The sequence below is a fragment of the Bacillus sp. GW821-FHT01G09 genome, from assembly GCF_059422205.1.
This window is the reverse complement of the sequence record NZ_JBWKWL010000006.1, coordinates 108,321-125,051: the sequence shown is the minus strand read 5'-3', so window position 1 is coordinate 125,051 and position 16,731 is coordinate 108,321. Positions and strand designations below refer to the sequence as shown.

Sequence of the window (16,731 nt, the reverse complement as noted above, 5' to 3'; positions counted from 1 at the left end):
TATAAAAATTTTAAAATTGCATTTCTCGAACATTAGTTTATGAGAGGATCTTTGATCTTTTAAAAGCTCTTTTTCTTTCATAATACAATGTCTTATGTCCTGTTTAGAGCTAACTAGTAAGGTCATCATCTTATGATTATCCTATTAGCACCACTTTTATGACAAATCTTCTGTTAATACTAATTGGTATCAGAAGGTTGTATAATATTAACTTTATGTCCTTAATATGATATACTACAAAAAAACATACGAGGTGCGTTTTGTCAGATGGAAACGAATCCAAAAACAGTTCAGCAAGATGATGATAAATTTTTTGGCTTTGTTTTAGCAGCAGTTAGTATCCTTGTAGGTTGTGTTTTATATTTTTCTTGGGATACTTTTGGTAATGAAACCGCAATGAAACTGCTATCGATGATATTTTTGGTTTTTGGTATTTGTGGCCTAGGAGTCGAATTAAGTAAAGTAACCCTTAACGATGGTGCGTTAGAGATGTGTATAGGGTTGGGGTTTACGTTAATACCAATAATCCTAAAAGATATTTTTATTAGTTTCCCAAATCTTTTGGCTTTATTTATTATTGCATTTGGGTTTCTTTTTATCGGGAAATCTGCTCTTCGCCTATACAAACCTAAACCTGATAAACCAAAACCAAAGCTTATATTTCGTATTATGATAGCAACAGGACAGTTTCTCGGGTTCATTGTTAATGTAAATAATTTTGTAAAGATGTTTTTTGAATGATAATCTTAAAATGAAAGTTTGAATTCACCTCGCCATAGCAGCTCATTTTAAAAGACAGAGAGCTTTTGAGAATCGTTCAGAAAAAATGGCAGTAAAAAACCCGCCCTTTAGCAGGCGGGTTTTTTTATAAATTAAAGCACTTTCGTCGTCCAAGACTCGCAGTTCCACGTTTCTGTCGCAATATCCATATAAAAGTCTGGCTCGTGGGAAATGAGCAGAATGGAGCCTTTATATTCTTTCAGGGCGCGCTTGAGCTCTTCCTTGGCATCGACATCCAAGTGGTTTGTCGGCTCATCGAGCACCAGCAGGTTTGTTTCTGAGTTGATTAGCTTGCACAATCTGACTTTCGCTTTTTCGCCTCCGCTTAATACGGAGACGCGGCTTTCGATATGCTTTGTCGTCAGTCCGCATTTTGCCAGAGCGGCACGGATTTCATACTGCGTATAAGAAGGGAATTCGCTCCATACTTCTTCGATGCACGTATTGTTGTTTGTTTCCTTGACCTCTTGCTCGAAATAGCCGGTATAGATGTGCTCACCGCGTTCAACAGAGCCCTCAAGCGGCTGGATTTCGCCAAGCAAACTTTTCAGCAACGTCGTTTTTCCGATCCCGTTTGCGCCGTAAAGGGCGATTTTTTGGCCGCGTTCCATGCGGAGGTTGAGTGGACGGGACAGCGGGGAATCGTAACCGATCACGAGATCCTTCGTTTCGAAAATCAGCTTGCCTGACGTTCTCGCCGGCTTGAAATGGAATTCCGGCTTTGGCTTTTCTGCCGCAAGCTCGATCATATCCATCTTATCGAGTTTCTTTTGGCGGGACATCGCCATGTTTCTCGTGCTGACACGCGCTTTGTTGCGGGCAACGAAATCCTTCAGCTCCGCGACTTCCTGCTGCTGCTTTTTGTAGGCCGCTTCAAGCTGCTGTTTTTTCACCTCGTAGACTTCCATAAACTGATGGTAGTCGCCGACATAGCGTGTCAGCTCTTGATTTTCAACGTGATAAATCAGGTTGATGACGCTGTTTAAGAACGGAATATCGTGGGAAATCAGGATGAACGCGTTCTCGTATTCCTGCAGGTAGCGTTTCAGCCATTCAATATGCTGTTCATCAAGATAGTTGGTCGGCTCATCGAGAAGCAGAATTTCCGGCTTTTCAAGGAGCAGCTTAGCGAGAAGGACCTTTGTGCGCTGTCCGCCGCTCAAATCGGTGACATCTCGCTCTAATCCGATATCGCTCAAACCGAGACCGCGGGCGATTTCCTCCACCTTGGAATCAATGACATAAAAATCATTGTTTGTCAGCGCGTCTTGAATGACGCCGACTTCTTCAAGCAGCTTTTCGAGCTCGTCGGGATCAGCCTCGCCCATTTTGTTGTAAATCTCGTTCATTTCCTCTTCCATCGCAAATAAATAATGGAATGCGTCTTTCAGGACGTCGCGAATGGATTTTCCTTTTTCCAGCACGGTATGCTGATCAAGGTATCCGACACGGACATTTTTTGACCATTCGACTTTTCCCTCATCAGGTTCAAGCTTTCCGGTAATAATATTCATGAAGGTTGATTTTCCTTCACCGTTTGCGCCGATCAAGCCGACGTGCTCGCCTTTTAACAGGCGGAAGGAAACGTTATTAAAAATGGCCCGGTCCCCGAAGCCGTGGCTTAAATCCTTTACAGATAAAATACTCATGTTTACACCTCTATCGTTATCAAACACGCACAATCGGCGTGTAATATTCACCCTTTTGATTATAAAGGAGGATTCGGAATGTTGAAAGGTATAGGAAAGAAAAAGAAAAATTGCGTTCCGGGCGAGGTTTTGAGATACTATGGAATAGATTTCAGGAATTGAGGAGAACAAAATGACGCAAACTTGGCCATTTTTACATAATGCACAATCATTTATACAAGAGAATTGGAATGCTTCCGGCTTTCAAACGCCAACCCCTGTTCAAGAGCAGGCAGCCCAGCTGATCATGGACGGAAAGGATGTCATCGCGGAATCGCCGACAGGCACAGGCAAGACGCTGGCGTATGCGCTGCCGGTCTTGGAGCGGATCAAACCAGAGCAAAAGCATCCGCAGGCGGTGATTTTAGCGCCTTCCCGTGAGCTGGTGATGCAGATTTTTCAGGTGATTCAGGATTGGAAAGCGGGCTCAGAGCTGCGCGCGGCTTCCTTAATCGGCGGGGCGAATGTGAAGAAGCAGGTCGAAAAGCTGAAGAAACATCCGCATATCATCGTCGGCACGCCAGGCAGGGTATTTGAACTGATTAAAGCAAAGAAACTCAAAATGCATGAAGTGAAAACGATTGTACTTGATGAAGCGGATCAGCTTATCCTGCCGGAGCATCGCGAGACGATCAAACAAATTATTAAAACGACATTAAGAGACCGCCAGCTTCTATGTTTTTCCGCGACACTCAAAAAGGAAACAGAGGATGTGCTCCGCGAATTGGCGCAAGAGCCTGAGGTGTTGAAGGTACAGCGAAGCAAGGCGGAGGCAGGGAAAGTGAAACATCAATACCTGATTTGCGACCAGCGCGACAAAGTGAAGCTGCTGCAAAAGCTGTCAAGGCTTGAAGGCATGCAGGCACTCGTATTTGTGAGAGACATCGGCAACCTGAGTGTATATGCGGAAAAGCTGGCATATCACCATGTCGATCTTGGCGTTTTGCACAGCGAAGCGAAAAAAATGGAGCGGGCGAAAATCATTGCCGCATTCGAAGACGGAGAGTTTCCTCTTTTATTGGCGACTGACATTGCCGCACGCGGTTTAGACATTGAAAACCTGCCATACGTGATTCATGCTGATATTCCTGATGAAGATGGCTATGTCCACAGATCAGGACGAACAGGCCGGGCCGGAAAAGAAGGCAACGTGCTGAGTCTTGTGACAAAATTGGAGGAATCAAAGCTGAAAAAAATGGCGAAGAAGCTTGGTGTTGAACTGAGTGAAGCTGTGTATGCAGGCGGAAAACTGAAGACGAAATAAAAAGAAGGGCGGAAAGCCCTTCTTTTTTGTTGTAAAATAATAGAAAAGATTATGCGCGGGGTGGGAAGATGGTTTCAATAGACAGGTTTCAAGCAGTGAAGAAGTCAGAGCTGAAAATCCTTAAACACTGGTTTGAAAATGAGGATACCAGACGGAGAATGGATGGGATGCTGCCATTAGATGAGTGGTATGCACGAGTAAATAAAGATAAACACTATACTGTCATCATGGCGTATGATGGACAGCTGCCGGCAGGGATGGCCGTTATTGAGTTCGGGGAGGAGCGGACGTATATTGGATTGATCGTCAATCCCTTGTACCGGCTTCAAGGGTACGGAAAACGGATATTGCAAAAACTGCTGACCGAACCTGATTTTACTAGCGTACGGGAATGGGTGGCATGCATTGAAGAAGACAATCGAATCAGTTTAGCTTGCTTTCAAGCAGCAGGATTCACTTTGGAAGATACGGAACCTGATGAAGATGGTTTTCTTACGCTGATTCTTCGCAGCTGACCTCATCTAAACACATAAGGAGGGCAAAAAGCCCTCCCGATTTCATCTTCAGCTCGGATCGCTGACCTTGATCAGCTGTTTCCCTTTATTTTCTCCCTTAAATAAACCGAGAAACGCGTCAGGAATGTTTTCGAAGCCTTCTGTGATGGTTTCCTCGTAATGGAGTTTACCAGCCTTCAGCCATTGGGCCAGCTGTTTTGCTCCCTCAGAAAAACGATCGGAGTAGTCGCTAACGATAAACCCTTGCATCAGCGACTTTGTTTTAATGAGTTTTGATTGAACACGAGGGCCCATGTCATCTGCTTCGCTTTCTGCGTTATAGGAAGAAATGGCGCCGCACACCGGAATGCGGGCAAATTCATTGAGCAGGTTCATGACCGCGTCTGAAATCGGTCCGCCGACATTGTCAAAATACACATCGACACCGTCAGGACAAGCGTCTTGAAGCGCTTTTTGGATATCACCCGCTGTTTTGTAATTGATGGCTTCGTCAAACTGCAGCTCCTGTTTTAAGTAGTCGATTTTTTCATCAGAGCCCGCGGTACCGACAACTCGAGCGCCTTTGATTTTGGCAATTTGCCCGACTGTTGAACCAACGGCTCCCGCAGCTCCGGAGACAACCACGGTTTCGCCTTCCTTCGGGCGTCCGATGTCCAGCAATCCGAAGTATGCTGTTAAGCCGGTCATTCCCAAAATGCCGAGATAGGCCGAAGCGGGAGCAAGGCTTGTATCAATTTTTCGCAAGGCAGACTCGCTCACAGCGGAAAATTCCTGCCAGCTGAGATTTCCGATGACGATATCGCCTTTTTTCAGATGATTCCCGTCTGACACAACTTCAGCGATAACCCCGCCAGAAAGCGCTTCATCTAAAGCGAACGGCTCAACATATGATTTCGTATCCTGCATACGGCCGCGCATATAAGGGTCAACCGATACATAAAGCGTTTTGACAAGCACTTCCCCTTGCTTGGGTTCAGGAACCGGAATGGTTTCAAAGCGAAAGTCTTCATGAACAGGAATACCTTGTGGACGTCTTGCTAATTGAATTTGCTGCTGAGATGCTGTCATTTTCATCCTCCTATCACTTGGTTGACACCACTGTAACATGGACAGGAGAGGAAATACAAAAGGTAAGCTGGCATACAAAAAAGGAGAGGGGGCTCCTCTCCTTTTCATTTCGCCCGTAATTTCGGGCACAGTCCCGTCGGCAGGCACATTGGCTTCTGGTCGATCGGGCTTCTCATGATGCAGCATTCCAAGCCGAAGACTTCACGGAAAAATGGCTGGGTGAACACATCTTCCGGTGTTCCGGCGTTGTATATTTTTCCGTCCAGCACACTGATCAGATAGTCAGCATATTGAGCGGCTTGGTTTAAATCATGGAGCACCATGACAACGGTGCGGCCATGGTCGCGGTTCAGCTTTTTCAGCAGTTCAAGCACTTCAATCTGGTGTGAGATGTCTAAATACGTGGTCGGCTCATCAAGCAAAAGCAAATCAGTGCCTTGCGCAAGTGCCATGGAAATCCAGGCTCTTTGTCTTTGGCCGCCTGAGAGGGCATCAAGTGTCCGATCCTTCAGTTCAATCATGCCCGTTGCTTCCAGTGCCCACTCTACCATGTCATGATCCTCTTGGGTATGCTTGGATAACAGCTTTTTGTGAGGATGTCTGCCAAAATAGCATAATTCCTCTACCGTCAATCCTTCAGGAGCCTGAGGAGATTGTGGAAGAATGGCCAGTTTTTTTGCGACTTCTTTTGATGGCTGGCGGTGGATGTCTTTTCCTTCTAGTAGCACTGTACCGCTTTTCGGGGCCATCAGCCTGGCGAGCGATTTGAGGATTGTTGATTTACCGCAGCCATTAGCGCCGATGAGCGCAGTGATTTTTCCTTCTTCTATCTTTAAGTCGACTCCGTCAATAATCACTGTACTGTCATATGAAAGAGTGAGCTGGTCTGCAGCCAGTTTTCCCATGGTATCCTCTCCCTACTGTTTCCTCGCTTCGAATTTCAATAAATATAAGAAATAAGGCGCGCCGATCACGGCTGTCAGTATTCCGGCAGGTATTTCAACCGGAGGCATAATGCCGCGCCCTAACGTATCTGCAATTAATAATATAATAGCACCAATCAATGCCGATGCAGGCAGTAAATATTTAGCTTTTTCTCCGGTAAGCCGTCTGGCGATATGCGGAGCAAGCAAGCCGATAAAACCGATTGAGCCGACGACGGCTACACAGCTTCCCGCCAGCGCCACCGCGGTGAAAATCAGGATGAATCTCAGCCGGTTTGCGTTTTCTCCGAGACCCTGTGCAAGCTCATCCCCGAGTGACATAAGATCCAGCTTCGGTATGAGTATGCAGACGATCGGAAAAAGAATCAAAAGCCATGGCGCAAGCAGCTTGACTTCTTCCCAGTTTCTTCCCCAGAGGCTTCCTGTCAGCCAAATGAGTGCAGCATTCACGTCGCCTGGAAACTTGACCATCATATATTGCATTCCGGCGTGGCAGACCGCGCCTAAAGCAATGCCTGATAAAGCCAGTGAAGAGGGCTGAATGCTCTTTTTTCGGGCTATCATTAATAATAGTACAGCAATAATGGCGGCTCCGGCAAATGCGGAGAACGGAAGCACGTATACCGGCGACTCAGGAAAGATGAGAATCACAGCCATCGCCGCAAGTCCGGAGCCTTTTGAAATGCCGACAACGTCTGGGGAAGCGAGCGGATTTCGGATCACACCCTGTAAAATCGCTCCGGCAGCGGCAAGCCCAGCACCGGCCAAAATCGCTAATATGATGCGGGGCAGACGATATTGCTGGATGATAAATTCAAAGGAATGATCCAGTCCCAGCAGATTCGTCACTACCGCATCAGGTGAAATGTATAATGCACCGATCCCAATGCTGATGACGGACAGAACGATCAAAATCACGGCCAATATGAGTATCGCCAGCAAGGGGCGTTTTTGTTTTCTGGTTGTTTTCTTCATTTCAGATGCCGCCCTTTCCTTGCCAAATATAAGAAAAACGGCGTTCCGATAATCGCGGTGACAATGCCGACCGGTGATTCATAAGGAAATGCAATCCATCTGGCCAGAACATCTGCGTACACCAGCAAAATGGCACCGAACAGTGCCGAAAACGGAAGCACGTATTGATAATGTTCTCCGATCAGCTTGCGGACAATATGCGGGACGAGCAGCCCGACAAAGCCAATCGGCCCGGCGACGGCTACGGAAGCGCCGGAAAGGATTAAAATAATCAAACTGATCAGAATCCGGATGCCGTTCATATTTTGTCCAAGCCCTTTTGCTGTTTCGTCTCCGAGACCGAGAACAGAAACAGAACCGGAAAATATGAGGGCAAGCCCGATGCCAATGACAGAAAACGGAGCGATGGTTATGACGTCCTGCCAGTTGCTGCCGTCGATTGCGCCTGTCATCCAGTACAGAACATCCTCACCTGACTCATTTAAAATAATGATGGCCTGTGTCATAGAGGAGAGGAACAAGTGCACGGCCATTCCTGACAGCGCCAGCTTGACAGGTGTCATTCCGCCGGATGAGGCAATCATATACACAATCGCGCCGCCTGCTGCCGCACCTGCAAAAGCGAATATAACAGATGAATAGGGCGATGCCGGCAGAATGACGAGAGAAGCAACGACAAAAAGCGATGCACCCGCATTCACACCGAAAATTTGGGGTGAAGCCAGAGGGTTTCTGGTCATAGCCTGCATCAGCGCCCCTGCTACAGCTAGGCTGGCGCCGACAAAAACGCCGATTAATGTGCGGGGAAGGCGAAGAGTAGAGATGATGAGCTGTTCCTTTGAACCGTCCCATACAAAAAGATATTTCAATGAATCTATGATGCCGATGTCTGAGGCTCCTACTGAAAGATTCAGCCCAAGCCCAAATATAAAAATAATCAGTGCAATGATGAACATCATCAGTCTTGATGATGAGCGCCGTTTGGCTGAATGATACAACAGTCTCACTTCCTTACTGCGTCTGGTTGCAAAAACGAAGAAGCAAGGATTTCCCCTCGCTTCTCATTTGTCCTATTTATTATACACTTTTTTAAGCACATCTTTGGCGCTTGTTTCACTAGACTTGATGCCTCTGAATCTTGTCCAAGTGTCACGGTCCGCATCATAGACTTGTCCATTTTTCACCGCTTTGAGATTTTTCCAGAGCGGGTTCGTTTTCCACTCGTCTACAATGGTTTTGCCTTCGTTGGCTGAGATGAACAAAATATCAGGATCGATTTTGCTCAATTGCTCGAGGCTGACCTCTTGATAGGCGTTATCTGACTTCACAGCGTGTGTAAAGCCTAGCATTTTAAAGATTTCTCCGTCATAGGATGATGATGTATGAAGCTGGAAGGAATCCGCTCTTGCAACGCCGAGAACAATGTTGCGGTTTTCATCTTTCGGAAGTTCAGCTTTTAGATCGTTGATGACTTTTTTGTGATCGGCAAGCTTTTCTTTTCCTTCATCTTCTTTATTTAATGCTTTAGCAATGGTCGTAAAGCTGTCGATCGTTTCGTCATATGTCGCTTCACGGCTTTTTAATTCAATCGTCGGGGCGATTTTTTTCAGCTGTTTATAAATGTTTTTATGGCGCTCAGCGTCAGCGATGATTAAATCAGGCTTCAAGGAACTGATGACCTCAAGATTGGGTTCGCTGCGTGTGCCTACAGATGTGTAATCAATGGAGCTGCCGACAAGCTTTTTAATCATATCTTTTTTGTTGTCATCGGCGATGCCCACCGGCGTAATGCCGAGATTGTGAACGGCATCCAAGAATGAAAGCTCAAGCACAACCACCCGCTTAGGTGTGCCGCTTACTGTCGTTTTTCCTTCTTCGTCATGGATCACTCTGGAATCCTTAGACTTGCTTTCGCCGCTTCCGTTGTTATTCTGGCTTGATGAACAGCCGGATACAATGAGGCAGGCGAGCAATAAAACACTCATGATGGCAATCAACTTGTTAGAATAGGTGCGCATGTCATTCTTCCTTTTTTCAGATTTAGTAATGAGAATCATTATCACATGTAACACTATAATAGCATGGCTTATCATGTCAATATTTTTTTAGTAAAGAAAGCTGCGTTTTTTACTGCTTTCTCATGAAAGCATCATCAGACACAAATAAGTGGTATGCAGCGTTACCGTGTCTTCGAGACAAAAACGCATGGGCGTTGGCTTTAGAGGTTTCGAACATATCAGCAGTGACATAAGGAAGGAGAGTGCTGAGATAACCGGACAATTTCTTTTCTATTTCATCTGTTAGTGCAAATTCAATGTCGCCGATATTCATGATAATCGAGAAAACAAAGTCGATATCGATATGAAAATGTTCCTCGGCAAAAACCGCAAGCTCGTGAATTCCTGGTGAACATCCGGCACGCTTATGGAAAATCTGTTTGACTAAATCACTCACAACCCAAGCATTGTATTGCTGTTCTGGTGAAAAATATTGCATTAGACATACCTCCTGCTCGTACGGATAAAGGCAGCATTTCATGGTCGTGTGCTCCGTGCAGCGGCTTCTCTTTAATTTTGACTTTTCTGAAAATGGTCCTGTTCCTATCACTTTACCATGGACGGAAAATAAATAGCTACTACCATTCTTCCTGTTTTTCTATTCAATGTTCTGGAATCTGTTTCAGGTACAGACGATCGGGTATGAAAGAAATATAGAAAACATGAAGGAGGAATATCGACATGAAACCAGTTGTAAAAGAGTATACAAATGACGAACAGCTCATGAAGGATGTAGAGGAATTACAGAAAATGGGTGTTGCGAAAGAGGATGTATACGTCTTAGCTCACGACGATGACAGAACGGAACGCCTGGCAGACAACACGAATGCCAATACGATCGGAGCCAAAGAAACAGGTTTCAAGCACGCGGTGGGAAATATCTTCAATAAAAAAGGAGACGAGCTCCGCAATAAAATTCACGAAATCGGTTTTTCTGAAGATGAAGCCGCTCAATTTGAAAAACGCTTAGATGAAGGAAAAGTGCTTCTCTTTGTGACAGATAACGAAAAAGTGAAAGCTTGGGCATAAAGCAAGGAAAAAACCAAAAGGCCAATGTCGGCCTTTTGGTTTTTTTGCGGTCTTTGCGGTGGGATTTTGCAGAATGCCGCAATAGGATAGCGGAACATTTTCGGTTCTGAATGTCCCTCAATTTGCTATTATATTTTTGTGATAAATTGGAATAAAATCTCACAAAATAGAAAATGGGGGTACATAGTGGATGAAAAAAGTGATGTTAGCTACGGCTCTGTTTTTAGGATTGACTCCAGCTGGCGCGAACGCAGCTGATTTAGGCCACCAGACGTTGGGATCCAATGATGGATGGGGCGCGTACTCGACCGGCACGACAGGCGGATCAAAAGCATCGTCCTCAAATGTGTATACCGTCAGCAACAGAAACCAGCTTGTCTCGGCATTAGGGAAGGAAACGAATACAACGCCAAAAATCATTTATATCAAGGGAACGATTGATATGAACGTGGATGACAATCTGAAGCCGCTTGGTCTAAATGACTATAAAGATCCGGAGTATGATTTGGACAAATATTTGAAAGCCTATGATCCTAGCACATGGGGCAAAAAAGAGCCGTCGGGAACACAAGAAGAAGCGAGAGCACGCTCTCAGAAAAACCAAAAAGCACGGGTCATGGTGGATATTCCTGCAAACACGACGATCGTCGGTTCAGGGACTAACGCTAAAGTCGTGGGCGGAAACTTCCAAATCAAGAGTGATAACGTCATTATTCGCAACATTGAATTCCAGGATGCCTATGACTATTTTCCGCAATGGGATCCGACTGACGGAAGCTCAGGGAACTGGAACTCACAATACGACAACATCACGATAAACGGCGGCACACACATCTGGATTGATCACTGTACATTTAATGACGGTTCGCGTCCGGACAGCACATCACCGAAATATTATGGAAGAAAATATCAGCACCATGACGGCCAAACGGATGCTTCCAACGGTGCTAACTATATCACGATGTCCTACAACTATTATCACGATCATGATAAAAGCTCCATTTTCGGATCAAGTGACAGCAAAACCTCCGATGACGGCAAATTAAAAATTACGCTGCATCATAACCGCTACAAAAATATTGTCCAGCGCGCGCCGAGAGTCCGCTTCGGGCAAGTGCACGTATACAACAACTATTATGAAGGAAGCACAAGCTCTTCAAGTTATCCTTTCAGCTATGCATGGGGAATCGGAAAGTCATCTAAAATCTATGCCCAAAACAATGTCATTGACGTACCGGGACTGTCAGCTGCTAAAACGATCAGCGTATTCAGCGGGGGAACGGCTTTATATGACTCCGGCACGTTGCTGAACGGCACACAGATCAACGCATCGGCTGCAAACGGGCTGAGCTCTTCTGTCGGCTGGACGCCGTCTCTGCATGGATCGATTGATGCTTCTGTTAATGTGAAATCAAATGTTATAAATCAAGCGGGTGCGGGTAAATTAAATTAAGAAAGTGAAAAACACAAAGGGTGCTAACCTTTGTGTTTTTTAATTAATTAAAATGTTTATTAACTTAGTTAAGGAGTAGAATGGAAAAGGGGATCGGAAAACAAGTATATAGGAGGAGACCTATTTATGGCTTCAGAAAAAGACGCAGGAAAACAGTCAGCAGTAAAGCTTGTTCCATTGCTTATTACTGTCGCTGTGGGACTAATCATCTGGTTTATTCCCGCTCCGTCCGGACTTGAACCTAAAGCTTGGCATTTGTTTGCGATTTTTGTCGCGACAATTATCGGCTTTATCTCCAAGCCCTTGCCAATGGGTGCAATTGCAATTTTTGCATTGGCGGTTACTGCACTAACTGGAACACTATCCATTGAGGATACATTAAGCGGATTCGGGAATAAGACCATTTGGCTTATCGTTATCGCATTCTTTATTTCCCGGGGATTTATTAAAACCGGGCTCGGTGCGAGAATTTCGTATGTATTCGTTCAGAAATTCGGAAAAAAAACCCTTGGACTTTCTTATTCACTGCTATTCAGTGATTTAATACTTTCACCTGCTATTCCAAGTAATACGGCGCGTGCAGGAGGCATTATATTTCCTATTATCAGATCATTATCCGAAACATTCGGATCAAGCCCGGCAAATGGAACAGAGAGAAAAATCGGTGCATTCTTATTAAAAACCGGTTTTCAGGGGAATCTGATCACATCTGCTATGTTCCTGACAGCGATGGCGGCGAACCCGCTGATTGCCAAGCTGGCCCATGATGTCGCAGGGGTGGACTTAACATGGACAAGCTGGGCAATTGCCGCGATTGTACCGGGACTTGTAAGCTTAATCATCACGCCGCTTGTGATTTACAAGCTGTATCCACCGGAAATCAAAGAAACACCGGATGCGGCGAAAATCGCAACAGAAAAACTGAAAGAAATGGGACCGTTCAAAAAATCAGAGCTTTCCATGGTTATCGTGTTTCTTTTGGTACTTGTGCTGTGGATTTTTGGCGGCAGCTTCAACATCGACGCAACCACAACCGCATTGATCGGTTTGTCCGTTCTCTTATTATCACAAGTTCTGACTTGGGATGATATTAAGAAAGAACAGGGCGCTTGGGATACGCTCACTTGGTTTGCGGCGCTTGTCATGCTCGCCAACTTCTTGAATGAATTAGGCATGGTGTCTTGGTTCAGTAATGCCATGAAATCATCCGTATCAGGGTTCTCTTGGATTGTGGCATTCATCATTTTAATTGTTGTGTATTATTACTCTCACTATTTCTTTGCAAGTGCGACAGCCCACATTAGTGCGATGTATTCAGCATTTTTGGCTGTCGTCGTGGCAGCGGGCGCACCGCCGCTTTTAGCAGCGCTGAGCCTCGCGTTCATCAGTAACCTGTTCGGGTCAACGACTCACTACGGTTCTGGAGCGGCTCCGGTCTTCTTCGGAGCAGGCTACATCCCGCAAGGCAAATGGTGGTCCATCGGATTTATCCTGTCGATTGTTCATATCATCGTATGGCTTGTGATCGGCGGATTATGGTGGAAAGTACTAGGAATATGGTAGAAAGAAAAAGGCAGACGTAGTCTGCCTTTTTTTATTTTCACTCCTTCGTAAGAAAATGGATTTTGAAAAATGAGAAAATCCCCTGTGAAAAATGGTATGATCTAGGTAGAAAGGACGGCTGGTGCTGTGGTGAAAAAGCGGTTCCATTTTTCCCTGCAAACAAAAATAATGGGGCTGATTGCGGCTCTGCTGGTCTTTGTCATTGGTGTGCTGACCATTACGTTAGCCGTTCAGCATACACAGGGAGAACGGAGACAGGCAGAGCAGCTGGCGGTTCAAACGGCGAGAACCATTTCCTATATGCCGCCGGTTAAAGAGCTCATTGAGAGAAAAGGCGGACATGCGGCTCAGACGCAAGAGGTCATTGAACAAATGAAAGAACAGACTGGCGCGTTTGCCATTTATGTTTTGGACGAAAAAGGAGACATTCGCAGCGCCTCTGGAAAAAGCGGATTAAAGAAACTGGAGCGCAGCAGAGAAATTTTGTTTGGCGGTTCGCATGTTTCTGAAACAAAAGCGGATGGACGAAGAGTGATCAGAGGGAGCGCGCCGATCATAAAAGAACAGAAGGGATACAGCCAAGTGATCGGCAGCGTGTCTGTTGATTTTCTGCAAACGGAGACAGAGCAAAGCATCAAAAAGCATTTGAGAAATTTGAGTGTGATTGCTGTGCTTGTGCTGCTGCTCGGATTTATTGGCGCCGCCGTGCTGGCGAAAAGCATCAGAAAGGATACGCTCGGGCTTGAGCCGCATGAGATCGCGGCTCTATATCGTGAGAGAAACGCAATGCTTTTCGCGATTCGAGAAGGGATTATTGCCACCAATCGTGAAGGCGTCGTCACCATGATGAACGTATCGGCGGCCGAGATGCTGAAGCTGCCCGAGCCTGTGATCCATCTTCCTATAGATGACGTCATGCCGGGAGCAGGGCTGATGTCTGTGCTTGAAAAAGGAGAAATGCTGCCGAACCAGGAGGTAAGCGTCAACGATCAAGTGTTTATTATCAATACGAAAGTGATGAATCAAGGAGGGCAGGCGTATGGAATTGTCGTCAGCTTCAGGGAGAAAACAGAGCTGAAGAAGCTGATCGACACATTGACAGAGGTTCGCAAATATTCAGAGGATCTCAGGGCGCAGACTCATGAATTTTCAAATAAGCTTTATGCGATTTTAGGGCTGCTCGAACTTGGGGAGTATGATGAAGCCATTGATCTGATTAAAGAGGAATACGCGATGCAAAATGAACAGCATGATCTTTTATTCCATAACATTCATTCGCAGCAGGTGCAGGCCATTTTGTTAGGGAAAATAAGCAAGGCATCGGAAAAGAAGGTCAAGCTGGTGATTGATGAGAACAGCTCACTCGCGCCTCTTCCTGCACATATCGGCTTGTCCCATCTTATTACGATTATCGGAAATTTAATTGATAACGCTTTCGAAGCTGTAGCGGAGCAAAGCGTGAAGGAAGTTTTGTTTTTTATCACGGATATGGGCCATGACATTGTCATTGAAGTATCAGACACAGGGCCCGGTGTGCCGCCAGAGAAAATAGAAGCTGTGTTTGAGAGAGGCTATTCTTCAAAGGGGATGGAGAGAGGCTACGGTCTGGCCAATGTGAAAGACTCAGTGCGTGAACTGGGCGGCTGGATCGAACTGGCGAATCAAAAAACTGGCGGGGCGGTATTCACTGTGTTTATACCGAAGGAGAAACAAAGGGGGAATCCATTTGATTCACATCGCGATTGCGGAGGATGATTTTCGAGTTGCGCAAATCCATGAGAGATTGATCAAACAGCTTGATGGATTCAAGATTATCGGCAAGGCGGCTAACGCAAAAGAGACATTGGCGCTTTTGAAGGGACACAAGGCTGATTTGCTTCTGCTGGATATTTATATGCCGGACGAGCTTGGGACCGCGTTGATTCCTGAAATACGAAGCCGATTTCCTGAAGTGGACATTATGATTATCACAGCGGCAACAGAAACCCGGCATTTGCAGGAAGCGCTAAGGGCAGGAATTGCCCACTATTTGATCAAACCCGTAACGGCTGACAAGTTCAGGCAGGTGCTGCTTCAGTATAAAGAAAAAAGGAAGCTGCTCATGTCTCAGCCGGAGGTCAGCCAAGCCATGATCGACCATATTTTTGGGAACAGTGTGAAGACAGCTTTGCCGGCAGAGGATTTGCCGACTGGCATTAATTCGATTACACTGCGAAAAATTAAGGAAGCGCTTCAGACTGCGTCAGAAGGATTGACAGCGGAGGAACTTGGGGAAAAAATGGGGGCGTCACGAACAACTGCCCGCCGTTATGCCGAGTACCTTGTGTCAAAGGAAGAAGCAAGAGCCGAGCTTGAATACGGGATTATCGGCAGGCCGGAGAGAAAATATTATTTGGCGGCGGATTAGATATGAAAAGATCTATAATATTATTGATTTTTCTATTGATCTTTATGCAGGGTGATATCAGGCAGGCGGCTGCGCCGCGCCTGCCGGACGGGCCGATAGAAATTGTCGTCCCTGCCGAACCTTCTGGCGGTTGGGATGTCACAGCGCAGGCGATCCAATCAGTTTTGAGGCAGAAGCAGATCGTGAAGGATGATGTTCATATCGTCTATAAATCCGGCGGCGGGGGAGAGAAAGGCTGGAAATATGTCAACAAAAGCAGCAAACAAACCATCAGCATGACGTCCAGCTTAATATTGAGCAATGATCTTCTCGGGCAAAGCAAATTAAAAATGGCTGATTTTACTCCGCTCGCCATTCTCTCCAAGGAATGGCAGACGGTTGCATTGCCAAAAGGATCAGCGTTAACAAATGGCAAAGATGTGCTGAATGAGATCAACATGCATCCCGGCAAGGTGAGAATCGGCTTTGCCCCGGGGTTTGGCAATGATGATCAGCTCTCGTTCGTCAGAGCGGCAGATATGTACGGCATTGACCCGTTTGACATTCAATTCTCACAGTATGACAGCAGCGAACAGCTCATTCAGGCGCTGATCAGACATGAGATAGAAGCGGCTTCCATGACACTTTCTGAAGCGAAACCATATGAACGAAACGGCGATATCACGTTAGCCGCTGTAACATCTGATAAAAGACTTCCCGGTTTTCCAAATGTACCGACGTGGAAGGAGCAGGGAATCCCGTTTGTTTTTTCTCATTGGAGAGGGATTTTGGGCCCGAAAAATATGTCTGAGGAAGAGATTTCTTACTGGGATCAAGCGCTAAAGAAGGTCACCTCCTCACCTGAATGGAAGCGGAAAATAAACGAACAGGACTGGGAAAGCTTTTATTTGAACAGCAGGGAAACGAAACGGTTTTTAGAAGAGCAATCTGCTTTTTATCAAAGCATCATGACAGGAAATTAAGATCCCGGCATCCCGGGATTTTTTTC

16 protein-coding genes are annotated in these 16,731 nt (G+C 45.8%); 9 read left to right on the top strand and 7 right to left on the bottom strand.

Annotated features, from left to right (window positions below; all coding sequences use genetic code 11):
- Positions 1 to 267: 267 nt before the first annotated feature.
- A complete protein-coding gene (locus tag AC07VD_RS19220) occupies positions 268 to 741 on the top strand; it encodes a hypothetical protein (RefSeq protein ID WP_128992525.1) in 474 nt (157 codons plus the stop codon).
- A 131-nt stretch (positions 742 to 872) separates the two neighbouring features.
- Here AC07VD_RS19220 and AC07VD_RS19215 read toward each other — a convergent pair whose 3' ends face one another.
- Complete coding sequence (locus AC07VD_RS19215) at positions 873 to 2,429, bottom strand: ABC-F family ATP-binding cassette domain-containing protein (protein ID WP_014476110.1); 1,557 nt, start codon at positions 2,427 to 2,429, stop codon at positions 873 to 875.
- Between the two features lie 172 nt (positions 2,430 to 2,601).
- Here AC07VD_RS19215 and AC07VD_RS19210 point away from each other — a divergent pair, with 172 nt between their 5' ends.
- Together AC07VD_RS19210 and AC07VD_RS19205 are read left to right on the top strand one after the other, a co-directional pair.
- A complete protein-coding gene (locus tag AC07VD_RS19210; protein ID WP_134156881.1) occupies positions 2,602 to 3,732 on the top strand; it encodes a DEAD/DEAH box helicase in 1,131 nt (376 codons plus the stop codon).
- A gap of 68 nt (positions 3,733 to 3,800) precedes the next feature.
- Positions 3,801 to 4,247, top strand: coding sequence for a GNAT family N-acetyltransferase (locus AC07VD_RS19205; RefSeq protein ID WP_024572932.1), 447 nt, complete (start codon positions 3,801 to 3,803; stop codon positions 4,245 to 4,247).
- 48 nt (positions 4,248 to 4,295) lie between these two features.
- Here AC07VD_RS19205 and AC07VD_RS19200 read toward each other — a convergent pair whose 3' ends face one another.
- From AC07VD_RS19200 to AC07VD_RS19175, 6 genes are all read right to left on the bottom strand, one after another.
- Complete coding sequence (locus tag AC07VD_RS19200) at positions 4,296 to 5,315, bottom strand: NADP-dependent oxidoreductase (protein WP_494721939.1); 1,020 nt, start codon at positions 5,313 to 5,315, stop codon at positions 4,296 to 4,298.
- Positions 5,316 to 5,419: 104 nt separating this feature from the next.
- The gene (gene yfmF, locus AC07VD_RS19195; RefSeq protein WP_003233737.1) at positions 5,420 to 6,220 is read right to left on the bottom strand and encodes a Fe(3+)-citrate ABC transporter ATP-binding protein YfmF; all 801 of its coding nucleotides are present in this window, start codon (positions 6,218 to 6,220) and stop codon (positions 5,420 to 5,422) included.
- A gap of 12 nt (positions 6,221 to 6,232) precedes the next feature.
- Positions 6,233 to 7,234 (bottom strand): Fe(3+)-citrate ABC transporter permease YfmE, encoded by a 1,002-nt coding sequence (yfmE, locus tag AC07VD_RS19190; protein ID WP_003243506.1) that lies wholly within the window; start codon positions 7,232 to 7,234, stop codon positions 6,233 to 6,235.
- Entirely contained in the window at positions 7,231 to 8,232 is a 1,002-nt protein-coding gene (gene fecD, locus AC07VD_RS19185; protein ID WP_086343566.1) for a Fe(3+) dicitrate ABC transporter permease FecD, read from the bottom strand. The genes yfmE and fecD overlap by 4 nt, the downstream gene beginning before the upstream one ends.
- A gap of 72 nt (positions 8,233 to 8,304) precedes the next feature.
- Positions 8,305 to 9,252, bottom strand: coding sequence for a Fe(3+)-citrate ABC transporter substrate-binding protein YfmC (yfmC, locus tag AC07VD_RS19180; protein ID WP_024572848.1), 948 nt, complete (start codon positions 9,250 to 9,252; stop codon positions 8,305 to 8,307).
- Between the two features lie 109 nt (positions 9,253 to 9,361).
- Complete coding sequence (locus tag AC07VD_RS19175; RefSeq protein WP_494721938.1) at positions 9,362 to 9,730, bottom strand: YfmB family protein; 369 nt, start codon at positions 9,728 to 9,730, stop codon at positions 9,362 to 9,364.
- Positions 9,731 to 9,972: 242 nt separating this feature from the next.
- Here AC07VD_RS19175 and AC07VD_RS19170 point away from each other — a divergent pair, with 242 nt between their 5' ends.
- The 6 genes from AC07VD_RS19170 (at position 9,973) to AC07VD_RS19145 (ending at position 16,705) form a co-directional block, all read left to right on the top strand.
- Positions 9,973 to 10,320, top strand: coding sequence for a YflT domain-containing protein (locus tag AC07VD_RS19170; RefSeq protein ID WP_003233729.1), 348 nt, complete (start codon positions 9,973 to 9,975; stop codon positions 10,318 to 10,320).
- Positions 10,321 to 10,510: 190 nt separating this feature from the next.
- Positions 10,511 to 11,773: a pectate lyase gene (locus AC07VD_RS19165; protein WP_134982649.1), complete on the top strand. Its 1,263-nt coding sequence runs from the start codon at positions 10,511 to 10,513 to the stop codon at positions 11,771 to 11,773.
- A gap of 126 nt (positions 11,774 to 11,899) precedes the next feature.
- On the top strand, positions 11,900 to 13,336 hold the full coding sequence (locus AC07VD_RS19160; protein ID WP_015383080.1) for an anion permease: 1,437 nt from the start codon (positions 11,900 to 11,902) through the stop codon (positions 13,334 to 13,336).
- A 126-nt stretch (positions 13,337 to 13,462) separates the two neighbouring features.
- Positions 13,463 to 15,091 carry a two-component sensor histidine kinase CitS gene (gene yflR / locus AC07VD_RS19155; protein ID WP_494721937.1) on the top strand — a complete coding sequence of 543 codons (1,629 nt, stop codon included), beginning with the start codon at positions 13,463 to 13,465 and terminating at the stop codon, positions 15,089 to 15,091.
- Complete coding sequence (gene citT / locus AC07VD_RS19150; RefSeq protein ID WP_086343568.1) at positions 15,063 to 15,743, top strand: two-component response regulator CitT; 681 nt, start codon at positions 15,063 to 15,065, stop codon at positions 15,741 to 15,743. The genes yflR and citT overlap by 29 nt, the downstream gene beginning before the upstream one ends.
- Before the next feature lie 2 nt (positions 15,744 to 15,745).
- Positions 15,746 to 16,705 (top strand): tripartite tricarboxylate transporter substrate binding protein, encoded by a 960-nt coding sequence (locus AC07VD_RS19145; protein WP_167560175.1) that lies wholly within the window; start codon positions 15,746 to 15,748, stop codon positions 16,703 to 16,705.
- Positions 16,706 to 16,731 lie beyond the last annotated feature (26 nt).